Origin of the sequence: Limibacter armeniacum (genome assembly GCF_036880985.1) — a bacterium.
GTDB classification, from domain to species: Bacteria; Bacteroidota; Bacteroidia; order Cytophagales; family Flammeovirgaceae; genus Limibacter; species Limibacter armeniacum.
The window spans coordinates 1,209,328-1,221,744 of the sequence record NZ_JBAJNO010000008.1 but is presented as its reverse complement, the minus strand read 5'-3'; the positions used below and the strand labels follow the sequence as shown (position 1 = coordinate 1,221,744).

Sequence of the window (12,417 nt, the reverse complement as noted above, 5' to 3'; positions counted from 1 at the left end):
GGATTACAGGATATTTGCAGGTCATTTAAGTGGCTGATTGGGGCAAGAAAAAGCAAAGGTCTAACTTTGCCGTTCGCCAAAACCACAAGCCAGACCTTTACCTTTATGTTGACTGCAAATATACTTGAAATCCTCTGCGGTTTCCAAATCGTCAAAGGCAAACCAAGCAAACAGGTACTAGCCAAGCTAATTACGGCCTTGGTGGAAGATGAAAATGTGCAATTTCATCAGATAGCCAAAAACTTGCCATTCAAGGCACAAAAAGCTTCTCGGACCAAGCAAGTCAAACGCTTTATGTCAGGAGCTGTGTTCAATTATCAGGCCCTGATGGCATGGTTGTTTTCCTGCCTGCCATCCGGAAAGATCACCCTCTGCATTGACCGAACCAACTGGCAGTCCAGAAAGCAGGCAGTGAATATTCTGGCAGTGACGGCCTACAGTCATGACGTGGGTTTTCCACTGGCTTTTCGGCTACTGGACAAAAAAGGAAACAGCCACCAGCAGGAGCGTATTGATTTGCTGAAGGAAGTACTTCAGATTGTGCCTCCCGAACGGATCGGGAAAGTGATTGCAGACCGGGAGTTTATCGGCAAAAAGTGGCTTCGGTTTATGACCATGCAAGGGATTGTCTTCTGCGTTCGGATTCCATCACACCACAAAATCAACATCGATGGTGTGGAGAAAACAGGAGAGGTATGGAGCAAAGAAGGCTTTCGCTGTACTGACCGAAGAGCAACGATCTATGGAATGGACCTGACTCTTTCCATGCAGATGACCAAGGATAAAAACGGGCGAAAGGACTACCTGATCGTAGTCTCAAACCTGATGAAAAGAGGCTTGCTGTCAAGCTATAGAAAACGGTGGAGCATCGAGGTGTTCTTCCAGTCGCTCAAAGGGCGGGGATTCAACCTGGAAGCCACTCACCTGACCAAATTGGATCGGCTTGAAAGACTTTTTGCTGTGGTGTGTATGGCCTTTGCTGTTTGTCACTTATTTGGCGTGGCTTTCCATGAAAAAGTACAAAACATAAAAGTAAAGAACCACGGTTACAGGGAGAACAGCTATTTCAGAAAGGGAAAAGATCTGTTGCAGGAACATTTCTGTACGAGATCCCGCCAAGTAGGTAATGAGATCAAAGGACTTTGGAAGAAGTTTTGGAGGGAAATTAGTCCCAAAACACCATCTGAAAAACTGGTTTTTAGTTGGTTATAAAAAAGTGTACCGTAGAGTGGCCTGAGTGTATGCATACATCGGGTTTCCATAAGATGGTCACCTCGCCGTTTGAGTACTCTTTCATGATTCGGATAGTTTTTGGGTTACGGTTTTAATTATTCAATACCATCTTAATTTAGGATTATTTTTTTCGTATTCTTTTCAATCAATTTAACTTTGTCCGACAAAAAATCAGACGATACAAATACATGAAACAATATCTGGACTTACTTAAGCAAACTTACGAAACGGGTGTAGACAAAGGCGACAGAACAGGTACAGGCACACGCTCACTGTTCGGTGCTATGATGCGCTTCGATCTTTCGGAGGGTTTCCCAATTGTGACGACTAAAAAAATTCACTGGAAATCTGTGGTGCATGAGCTGCTTTGGTTCCTTAACGGGGAAACAAACGTTCGCTACCTTCAGGAAAATGGGGTAAAAATCTGGAATGAGTGGGCTACGGAAGAGGGCGAATTGGGTCCTGTATATGGCGTACAGTGGAGACATTGGAAAACACCTGACGGAAATGAAATCGATCAGATTGCAAAAGTAATTGAGGATATCAAGACACGCCCGAACAGCCGCCGCATTATTGTTTCGGCTTGGAACGTTGCAGACTTGCCTGATGAAGGGGTTTCTCCTGTTGACAATGCAAAAAATGGAAAGATGGCTTTGGCTCCTTGCCACGCATTTATCCAGTTTTATGTGGTGGAAGGCAAACTGTCATGCATGCTGACACAACGCAGCGTGGATACTTTCTTAGGCTTGCCTTTCAACATTGCGAGTTATTCATTGATGACACATATGATTGCACAGCAGTGTGATTTGGAAGTGGGTGATTTTATTTGGTCTGGCGGTGATGTACACATCTACAAAAATCACTTTGAGCAAGTACAAGAGCAGCTTTCAAGAGAACCGAAGACTTTGCCAAAACTGAAAATTCTGAGAAAACCTGAATCCATTTTTGATTACAAGTTTGAGGATTTTGAGTTGGTGGGTTATGAGCACCATCCGGCGATTAAGGCACCGATTTCTATTTAAGGTGTTAGAATTGAATCGAAAGATTTTAAAAAGTAGAGACGTATTGAATGCGTCTCTATTTTTTTAGGAACCAATCTGTAGAAAATTTAGCGGCACGAACGGCTCCATCCATATAACCACCATATTCAGCATCAGTCTCTGTTCCCGAAAGCAACAGCTTTCCATTGAATAGTGGATGGGTATATAATGGGTGTCCATACAAATGTTTGGATGGCAGCATATCTTTTCCAAGTACCGAGGTCAATGGTACTTCTGACCAATCCATTTCATAATAGGCTGTATAATTGGCTGCTTCTTCTCCAAAGAATTTCACCAACTGACGAATGACTGCCTCTTCCCTTGCTGCTTTGGACATCTCTTTATAATGCTGCTCCAAAGAAAGGAATCCTTTCAAGGCAAAACCTTTACCATTTACATCTGAATGGTCATACAACTCATTCATGGGTCCTGACTGACTGAACGCCATGCCTGAGAAGCCTTTTGCTTTCCAGAACGGTGCCGCATACACTACTGCCACTTTTGTGTAGAGGCTCATCCATGTGTAGGTGTTTTCTAATAACATTCGGGTATTGGCAGGTATTTCGGGGGCAAAACTAACGGTATTTACCAGCAATTGTGGAGGAATGGTAACGATTACTTTTGCAGCTGAAAATTTCTCCCCTTTTTCAGTTTGCAAAATCAGCTCTTCCCCTTTCTCAGATATGCTGATCACTTTTGCGCCAGTTTTGATTTTTTCGTGTCCAACCTTTTCAACCAGTTTATGAATCAAACCACTTGTTCCTCCTCCAATCCGGTAAGATGGTTCAGAATTTGGAGGTGGTGTAAATGACTGTACGGGTGCCGAGACTGACATTTCGTATTGTGCTATGCCCTCTTCAAATTGTGGGAAAATATCAACTTCCAACACTTCCAGTAAACTGACCAATGCCTTGTGTTTTAATCCAAGCCAAGTTGGTCCCATCTCAATAGGCAGTTCTTCATGGAAAATGGTTTTCACCCTGCCTCCTATTTGATCAGCAGCTTCCAGTATCAGGAAATCTCCAAAGCCATTTTGTTTCAAGAAATATCCTGCTGAAAGTCCACTGATACCCGCTCCTATAATGATTAGTTTTTGCATTTAATATCAATGTTTGCCTATGGTTATAATTAGCACTACTCCCTAAAGATAAAAACCGATACTATCACAAATGTGATTGTACCGGTCTTACCAATTATTTAGTTGAATCCTAACCTACATAGGTTTCTTATTTATTTTCCCGAAGGACAAACAAAGTCAGTCAATTTGATATCTGTTTTTTTGATGGCTCCAAAGCCTCCCGCTACTTCAATGATATTATTATATCCTTGTTTTCTCAGAATGGATGTCGCAATCATGGAGCGGTATCCGCCTGCACAGTGCAGATAGATCGTCTTCTCCTTATCCAATTCATTCAGGTGATCGTTGATGTAATCCAGCGGATAAGTCTGGGCATTTTCAATGTGTGATGATGAAAACTCGTTAGGGTTTCTGACATCCACCACGGATACACCTTCCTTGATTTTTTCTTCCAATTCCTCAGCAGAAATGGAGATAATCTCTTCAGTTGACCTTCCACTTGCTTTCCAAGCTTCTACACCACCTTTCAAGAAACCGATCGTATTGTCGTAACCAACGCGAGACAATCTTTTTACTGTTTCCTCTTCACGACCTTCATCTGTTACCAGAAGGATTGGTGTTTTCAGGTCTGTGATAAGGGTACCCACCCAAACCGCAAATTTTCCGTCCAAACCAATATTCACTGAATTAGGAACGAAGCTTTTGTTGAAAACTTGTGGCGCTCTTGTATCCAGTACCAAAACATTATCCTGAGCCATTGTCTTTTCAAATGCTTCAGGTGCTAAAGCTGTCATACCTCTGCCCAGTACTTCGTCAAAACTTTCGTAACCGTGCTTGTTCAGTTGCGCATTTTTTGGGAAATACTGAGGAGGAGGCAAAATACCTTCTGTAACTTCCTTGATAAACTGCTCCTTGGTCATGTCTTGCAAAGCGTAGTTGGTTTTCTTTTGGTTACCCAAAGTATCTACCGTATCCTTGCTCATATTTTTTCCGCAAGCAGAGCCTGCTCCGTGTCCCGGGTAAACCGTGATTTCATCCGGCAACGGCATAATCTTGTTTCTCAAAGAATCATAAAGCATCCCTGCCAGATCTTCCTGTGTCAGGTCAGACTTGATTGCCAAATCCGGACGCCCTACATCTCCCAAGAAAAGTGTATCTCCTGTAAAGATCGCTTCTTTCTTACCCGTTGCATCTGTCAACAGGTAGGTAGAAGACTCAGGTGTATGTCCCGGCGTATGCAAAACGGTGATTGTAAACTCCCCAACCTTGAATTCTTCACCATCTTTGGCTACATGAACATCATAGTCAGGATTTGCAGTAGGACCATACACGATGGTAGCGCCTGTTTTCTTTGCCAGGTCAACGTGACCCGAAACAAAGTCTGCATGAAAGTGTGTCTCAAAGATGTATTTGATCTTTGCCCCACGCTCTTCTGCCATATTGATATAAGGAGCCGTTTCCCTTAGCGGGTCAATCACTGCCACTTCCCCATTTGATTCAATATAATAAGCTCCTTGTGCCAGACATCCTGTATAAAGTTGCTCTACTGTATGTTTCATCTTTTGTATATGTTAGTATCAAGTGTAAACTACTGCAAAGGTATCATTTCAGAACAATTTCTTTTACCAGTACCCAAACGCCCATCAGGACAACAAACCAGCCAAAACCCTTTTTCAGCTCATTTCCAGCGATATGCGATGAAAGCTTTGAACCAATAAAAATACCTCCAATTGCCAATGCTGTGAAGATTCCCAAAAAGCTCCATTCGATGTTTTGCTCCGACACGTCTCCCAGAAAACCGATTAGTGACTTGATGGCAATAATCAGCAGAGAGGTACCAACTGCCAGTTTCATTGGTAACCTTGCCAAAACAACCAATGCCGGGATAATCAGGAAACCTCCTCCTGCACCTACCAGTCCTGTAAGCGTACCCACCAATGCTCCTTCTCCCAAAATCATTGGATAATTGAAAGATATAGGTCCTCTGTTATCATCTTCAGTACAATGCTTACACTTACGTATCATGGAAACAGAAGCCAACAGCATCATGACTGCAAACAATAGCATCATCATGGTTGGTTTGTTCAGATCAAAACTACCTATCTTCAGGATATGTTCAGGAATTGCTGGCACCAAATACTTCCTTGTCAATAAAACAGCAAACATCGAAGGCAGACCAAATACTATTGCGGTTTTATAACTTACCAGCCCTTTTTTCATGTAGTTGATTGAGCCGATTAATGAAGCCCCTCCTACTACAAATAATGAATAAGCTGTTGCCAATACAGGATCTACTCCCATCAGGTAAACCAAAACAGGCACTGTCAGGATAGAACCACCTCCCCCGATCAAACCCAATGAAACACCAATCAACATGGCGCCTATATAACCCAAAATTTCCATGCTTGCTTTTTAGTTTTAATAGCTCGTCTCCGATTAAAATCCACCCACTAAAGGCGTCTAAAAAATTCCTACTTAAGCAAACATATGTACAAATATTCATGTTAGCAATTTTATATAAATATTTGTTTTACAACTACTTACACCCTATTAAGTATATATATTCTAGCTATTTAGTAGGGATTTGTGCTTATTTTCCAATATTTCATTTTCAAATTGAATTCAGAACTATAACCTAATCAGGGAGTAAACTATCAAAAGCAATCGCAAAGTGTTATCAGAACAAAAAAGAGAAAGAAGACTCCAGCTCCAGCCACTGCAAACCTTTTGATTAATATTAGTTAACTTAATTCTTTGTCTTTATCTTCCATAGAATCATACAGATATGTTATCTTGCTGAGATTTTCGATGAATAATTGCATTCGCATTGGTACAATCTTGCTATTAATAGTACTAATCAAATAAATACCTAGCTAAAACGTTGTATTTTAAGAAGTAAAGCCTTGTTTTAACTTTACTGAAGTTGATTATTTCATCCTTATATCATGTTCATTCACCTAACCTGTATCAACATAGTGGTGAATACTGTTAAACCTGCATTGAATTAACTTATTTAAGCCTAATGTCAAAAATGAGCGTTCAATCCTCCGGACACTCTCTGTTGCTTCGTACCGCTTGCCTAGTACTATTGTATTTGCTCGGTGCTAAGCCACTGCTTGCTCAGCCTCCACAACCGGAAACTGAAAGGCTTGTCGAACTTTATAATAACAGAGCCAAAAGGTTTTTGGTAAAGGACTACCAACTTAATGGCTACTTTCATATCGGCAATGAGGGAATTACCATGTATGCATCTCCAAAGGATAAGGAAGCACAGAAGCCCGAGTTTTATTTGTCTTGGGAAGAACTCCCTGCATTCAAAGAGCTTTTGGAATTTGCAGACCGCAACTATCAGTTTGAGATTTACAAACGGAAAGGGACAACTCCGCTTTCTCCTGCCGTACTGAGTACCATCAAGATTCTGAAACGCAACCACCAACTGCTTCCAACCAGCCGAAACAAACCACTTTCAGGAATTAGGATTGCTATTGACCCTGGTCATATAGCTGGAGACATGGGAATGGCTAAAGCGGAAGGTCGTTTTATTGAAATGCAGCATAAGGGAGAAAAAATCCAACTGATGGAAGGAGACCTTACACTCTCAACTGCTTACCTACTCAGAGACAGTCTGGAGAAACAAGGAGCTGAAGTGTTTATTTCCAGAAATGGACCTAACCATGGTGCCAATGGCCTTTCGTATCAAAACTGGAAGAAAAGCAAGTTAAAGCTTGAACTGAGAGAAAAAGGCATGAATGGTGACCAGATCAAACACCTGTTCAGCAGATCTCCTGAGTATAAGATATACCGTGATCACTTTCTCCACAAAGACCTTGAGACTAGGGCAGAAAAAATAAACTACTTTAAACCTGACCTGACTGTCATTATTCATTTCAATGCAGATGACAAGAATTATGGATGGAAAAAACCATCGCAGCGTAACTTTGGGATGGTATTCGTACCGGGGTCATTTTTAAAATATGAACTGCGCCTTCCCCGTGACCGATTTGATTTTGTAAGAACCCTTATTAGTGAACAGGTAAAAGAATCGGCTGAACTCTCTGCTTTAGTAATGCGTCAGTTCGAGAAGCAACTTCAAGTACCTGCTGTTCTCCCATCAGAAGAGCCTCTCTACCTTCAAAAATTAGCCATCAGACTGGAAGACGGCGTTTATGCCCGTAACCTAAGGCTTTGCAGACTAATCAACACGCCTATTTGCTATGGAGAACCACTTCTTCAAGATAATGAAAAGGAGCTTCATGCTCTCAAGAACAACGACCTTCAAAATGGGGTCATCAGCAAAAGAATTGTAGATGTCGCTAACTCATATTACAAAGGGATTCTTCAGTATTTTGAGCAAGAAGGCAAACTGAATAGTTATTCAAAAGAAGGGCAAGAGGGAGCTAAATAATTCTATCCTAAAATATAAATGGTTATAAAAACACAAGGGCAGACGAGAGTCTGCCCATTGTGATTCTTTCAACCAGCTATGAAAAATTAATTGTCAGAAGAAATAATTAGTGCAAGGCGCTAAAGATTTCCCTATGACACAAATATAGTAAATAAATCTTAACAGACAATCTCGGTTTAAAAATTTCTTAACTTTTTTTAGAAAATGGTTGAACTTAATCTAGATGAACCAACCATAAATTAGAGGTACCAAAAAAGACGTCATAACCCCCATTAAACCAATCGCTAACCCACCTACGGCACCTTCCAGTGCCCCTAACTCCAATGCTTTTGATGTTCCGATACCATGTGCAGAGGCTCCTAAAGCGAGTCCAATAGCCATTCTGCTGTTAACATTTAAAAGTTTCAGAATAAATGGTCCAATGGCGGCTCCCAATATCCCAACTGCGATAACAATTACAGCAACCAATGAAGGAATCCCACCTATCTGCTCAACGACACTCATCGCAATTGGTGTGGTGACAGACTTAGGGGCAAGTGTTGCGATCAGTACCTGATCCGCTCCTAACAACCATGCAACTCCGCATGCTGAGAGTATCCCTACAAAACTGCCAACAAAGAGTGAGACAAGTATCGCCAAGACATTCTTTCGTACATGGTGCACTTGCTCATACAAGACAACTCCCAATGCCACAACAGATGGCGCCAAAAAGAAATCTATCATATGGCTATGCTCCTTGTAAAGGCTATAATCCACATCTGCCAACAACAGTATTACAATCAGGATACCTACACTTAATAAAACAGGGTGGAAAAGTGCCCACTTAAGTTTCTGATAAACTTGTTGAGACAAATAAAAGACACCCAAGGTAAGTGCCAATACCAGTACTTCGTTATCAAAAAATTCTATCATAACGTTAATCCTTCTTTTCCAGTTTCTGATGAATCAAACCTACTGTAGCCAACACCATTACTGTACTGATCACTGATGCCAGAATAATGACCATCCAATGGTCGGCTATGAAACCAAAGTAATTCATCAGCCCTACACCAGCAGGCACAAAAAACAACGCCATATTTTGGGTCAGAATATCAGCGGTTGGTTTCACATGTTCCAGCTTAACCAACCGAACTTGTAAAGCTACAAACAATAGTAGCATCCCTATTACACTTCCCGGAACAGCCGTTCCTATCCATTCATTGAGAAGACTTCCTAATTCCAGAAAGGCTAGTATAATGAGTATCCCTCGGATCATAGATTCAATAATTCAAATGCGTTCAGCTATTTATTTATAGTGTCAATTATAAGTATTATTTGAATTGGAAAACATGACAATACCTACCCTTACCATCCATTCGTTATTCATTCAGCTGGGTGTATTGGGATTTGATTGTCCCAAAGACCTATTCTATCAGCTTTTATTATATTTTTGCTTTATATCTAAGCTTTGATTGACCAATTGAATATGAGATACCTGATTACTATACTGCTCTTCAGCTTAACACTGAACATCAGTTTTGGACAGGACAATCTGCCTACCTTTACCGAAGACGGGCAGGTCATGCTAAACGGAAAAGTCCAAAAACTTGAGCAACTTGATGATAAAACCAAAGAGTACGTAAAGTCTTACCAAAGGCAGCAAGCTGTCCTTATATTTTCAGAATCGTTATCTGCAATGACGAAAGGGCAGGACCGTGTCGCTTTTTCTATGCTCGACTCTGCTACAAAACTTGACCCTGAGCTAGCAGAGGCTTTTGCTAATAAAGGGCTTATACTGGCTAGAAACAATCAACTTCAGAAGGCTTCAACAGCCTTCGAGAAAGCCATCTCTCTGGATAGCACTTTGCCTATGCCTTGGCAAGGAAAAGCATTGGTATATCAGAAAGCAGGTATGAATGAGAAAGCCCTCTCCAGTTTGGATACTTTACTGATGCTTTCGCCTCAGAATACCCAAGCTTATTTTCAACGTGGTATTATTTATTCTTCACAAGGCCATAATTCAAAAGCATTAAAAGATTTTGATTTGGCTTCTTCCTATGATTCTACATTTGCACCAGCTTATTATGAGCATGGTAAATTGGCTTTATCCTTAATTGATTCAGCTACTGCCTATAAGGATTTTTCAAAGGCTATCTTACTAGACAGCACTCAATACCAATATTACCTCAGTCGGGGGAATTTGCTTCTTGGCATGACGCAATATGACAGTGCCCAAGCAGACTATCACAAGTCATTAGCGCTTAAAGCAACGTCATTAGCACACAATCAAAGGGGAATCACTTACCAACGTACAGGTGAGTATGAGCTTGCTTTAGCCGACTTTTCAAAAGCAATTCAGCTCGAAGATGGTATTGCGGCATTTTACCTTAACAGGTCTTCTGCACATTTGCAATTGCAAAACCTAGAAGCGGCTTTTTCTGACATTAACAAAGCTATACAGTTAGCCCCTGAATCCGGTAAAGCCTACCTCAATAAAGGTATTATTCAAGAACTGATGAAACAACCGACAGAAGCCTGTACTTCATGGCAAAAGGCGTTAGAACTAGGTGAAACGCTGGCAGAAATTTATTTACAGGAAAGCTGTGGAAACTAACATCCAATTCATGAGAAAGACATTTCAGATACTGATATATATTATTGGCTTATTGTGCATAATTGGCAGTGCAAGTGCTCAGCAAAATGTACCCTTTGACAAAAGCCACTTCCCTGAGGATGCTGAAAAACTGAAAGAAGCGCAAAAAAACATCAACATAGCTGTAGGACTTATAGAAATCGAGCAAAACTATAAGGAGGCTATCCGCTATTTCAAAAAAGCAGAAAGGTTCAATACCAATAACAGTGAGCTCCATTTCAACTTAGGGTTTTGTTACTATATGCTTTCTCCTTCTGACACAGAAAGCGCCTTGATTCACTGGAAAAAATCCATTGATATCCAACCTGTTTTCACGCCTAAAGTCTATTTCAATATTGGAAGGGTTTATCACTTAAAACAGGAATGGAATGAGGCTATCTCTTATTATCAAAACTTCTTGAAAGAGGTTGACGAAAAAACGCATGTACAAGAAGTTATACTGACGAATAAATACCTTGAGGAATGCCAAAGTGGTAAAAAACTAGCAGCACAACCCACTAACAGTCTCATTTCCAATCTCGGAAACCTTTTCAATACCAAGTACCCTGACTATGGACCTGTAGTACACCCTAATGGCTTGACCATGTACTATTGTTCCCGAAGAAAAAATAGGGACTATTTTGAAATAGCTGACGATAACCTGTACTACGAAGATATTTTTATTTCGAAAAGATATAGTGAAGAAGATGACTGGAAAAGAGGAAAGTTGGCTGATGACAACCTAAACAGCAAAGGTCATGAATCTGTAGTCAGCATCTCTAATTCGGGCAAAACCCTGTTGGTACACAAAGGCAGCAAACAAGGAGATTTATACTTCAGTAAAATTGAAGGTAAGCGCAAAAAGACAATCACTTCTCCAGTCAAGCTACCAGCACCTATCAACAGTGAATATGCTGAAACCTCTGCATGCTTTTCTCCTGATGGACGCTTTATTTACTTCTCGTCAGACAGACCTGATGGTAAAGGAGGAAAGGATCTTTATGTAAGTGAAAGAAAAAATGGACAGTGGTCTACTCCTACCAACTTATCAGCACTGAACACACCTTATGATGAAGAAGGACCTTATCTTACAGCGGATGGAAAACAGTTATTTTTCAGTTCCAAAGGTCATAACAGTATAGGTGGGTTTGACTTATTTGTATCTGAAAACCTAAATGGTGAATGGCAAACACCTGAGAATTTAGGCGTTCCGATCAATACCCCATATGATGAAGTTTATATTTCTGCCCCTAATGGATTCTCTCAATTTTACTTTTCATCGGATCGCCCTGAAGGCTATGGCTATTTGGATATTTACAGTGCTGCCATTATCGGTACACGCAGACAACCGCAACTGATATCCGTAGAAACGCTATTGACAGATACCAAAACCTATTTTGAACAACAAGACCCTATCGGTCAGCTGAAGCCTTACACTTTAGATTTAACCATCGTAAAAGGAACTGTAGTAGATGCCGCAACAGGAAAACCGCTCAATGCTCAGGTACAAATCTCCAATAATGAAAAACAGGAAGTGACAGGTAAGTTTGCAACAAATAGAGCCGGAAAAGTGGTCATTGTAGTACCAAAAGGCAAAAACTACGGTGCTGAAATCAAATCTGATGGGTACTTGTTTTACTCTGAAAACTTCACTGCGGCAAACAGTGACACTTCTGTGGTATTCAAACTTCAACCACTTAAAAAAGGGAGTAAGATTGTGCTGAAAAACATGTTCTTCAAGCCTGGCTCTTATGAGCTTTCTGAACTGTCAAAAATAGAACTGGAGAACATTGCGAAGTTTTTGAGGGAAAACCCAAAACTTCAGATAGAAATCTCAGGTCACACTGACAATACAGGTTCTGTTAATCAAAACGAAAAACTCTCTCATCAACGGGCTAGGTCTGTGGTGGAGTTTTTAAAGAATATGCAAATCCCTGCCTCCAGAATGAAATACTTTGGTTATGCCGCTGAACAGCCAATCGCTGACAATACAACTGAAGAAGGTAGGAAAATGAACAGAAGAACTGAATTAAAAATCATCAACTAAAAA

10 protein-coding genes are annotated in these 12,417 nt (G+C 40.7%); 5 read left to right on the top strand and 5 right to left on the bottom strand.

Annotation, left to right across the window (positions count from 1 at the left end):
- Positions 1–105: 105 nt before the first annotated feature.
- Positions 106–1,212, top strand: a complete 1,107-nt coding sequence (locus V6R21_RS10870; RefSeq protein ID WP_334243604.1) for an IS4 family transposase — start codon at positions 106–108, stop codon at positions 1,210–1,212.
- A gap of 209 nt (positions 1,213–1,421) precedes the next feature.
- Positions 1,422–2,255 carry a thymidylate synthase gene (locus V6R21_RS10865; protein ID WP_334243602.1) on the top strand — a complete coding sequence of 278 codons (834 nt, stop codon included), beginning with the start codon at positions 1,422–1,424 and terminating at the stop codon, positions 2,253–2,255.
- A 55-nt stretch (positions 2,256–2,310) separates the two neighbouring features.
- Here V6R21_RS10865 and V6R21_RS10860 read toward each other — a convergent pair whose 3' ends face one another.
- The 3 genes from V6R21_RS10860 to V6R21_RS10850 form a co-directional block, all read right to left on the bottom strand.
- A complete protein-coding gene (locus V6R21_RS10860; protein ID WP_334243601.1) occupies positions 2,311–3,372 on the bottom strand; it encodes a flavin monoamine oxidase family protein in 1,062 nt (353 codons plus the stop codon).
- Positions 3,373–3,503: 131 nt separating this feature from the next.
- Entirely contained in the window at positions 3,504–4,910 is a 1,407-nt protein-coding gene (locus V6R21_RS10855) for an MBL fold metallo-hydrolase (protein WP_334243598.1), read from the bottom strand.
- Between the two features lie 43 nt (positions 4,911–4,953).
- Positions 4,954–5,754 carry a sulfite exporter TauE/SafE family protein gene (locus V6R21_RS10850; RefSeq protein WP_334243596.1) on the bottom strand — a complete coding sequence of 267 codons (801 nt, stop codon included), beginning with the start codon at positions 5,752–5,754 and terminating at the stop codon, positions 4,954–4,956.
- Between the two features lie 628 nt (positions 5,755–6,382).
- Between V6R21_RS10850 and V6R21_RS10845 the strand changes: the two genes are divergently transcribed.
- Positions 6,383–7,756 carry an N-acetylmuramoyl-L-alanine amidase family protein gene (locus V6R21_RS10845; RefSeq protein ID WP_334243594.1) on the top strand — a complete coding sequence of 458 codons (1,374 nt, stop codon included), beginning with the start codon at positions 6,383–6,385 and terminating at the stop codon, positions 7,754–7,756.
- Between the two features lie 219 nt (positions 7,757–7,975).
- Here V6R21_RS10845 and V6R21_RS10840 read toward each other — a convergent pair whose 3' ends face one another.
- Together V6R21_RS10840 and V6R21_RS10835 are read right to left on the bottom strand one after the other, a co-directional pair.
- A complete protein-coding gene (locus V6R21_RS10840; protein ID WP_334243592.1) occupies positions 7,976–8,668 on the bottom strand; it encodes an LrgB family protein in 693 nt (230 codons plus the stop codon).
- Between the two features lie 4 nt (positions 8,669–8,672).
- The gene (locus V6R21_RS10835) at positions 8,673–9,011 is read right to left on the bottom strand and encodes a CidA/LrgA family protein (RefSeq protein WP_334243590.1); all 339 of its coding nucleotides are present in this window, start codon (positions 9,009–9,011) and stop codon (positions 8,673–8,675) included.
- A gap of 210 nt (positions 9,012–9,221) precedes the next feature.
- Here V6R21_RS10835 and V6R21_RS10830 point away from each other — a divergent pair, with 210 nt between their 5' ends.
- The gene (locus V6R21_RS10830) at positions 9,222–10,349 is read left to right on the top strand and encodes a tetratricopeptide repeat protein (protein WP_334243588.1); all 1,128 of its coding nucleotides are present in this window, start codon (positions 9,222–9,224) and stop codon (positions 10,347–10,349) included.
- A 10-nt stretch (positions 10,350–10,359) separates the two neighbouring features.
- Entirely contained in the window at positions 10,360–12,414 is a 2,055-nt protein-coding gene (locus tag V6R21_RS10825; protein WP_334243587.1) for an OmpA family protein, read from the top strand.
- Positions 12,415–12,417 lie beyond the last annotated feature (3 nt).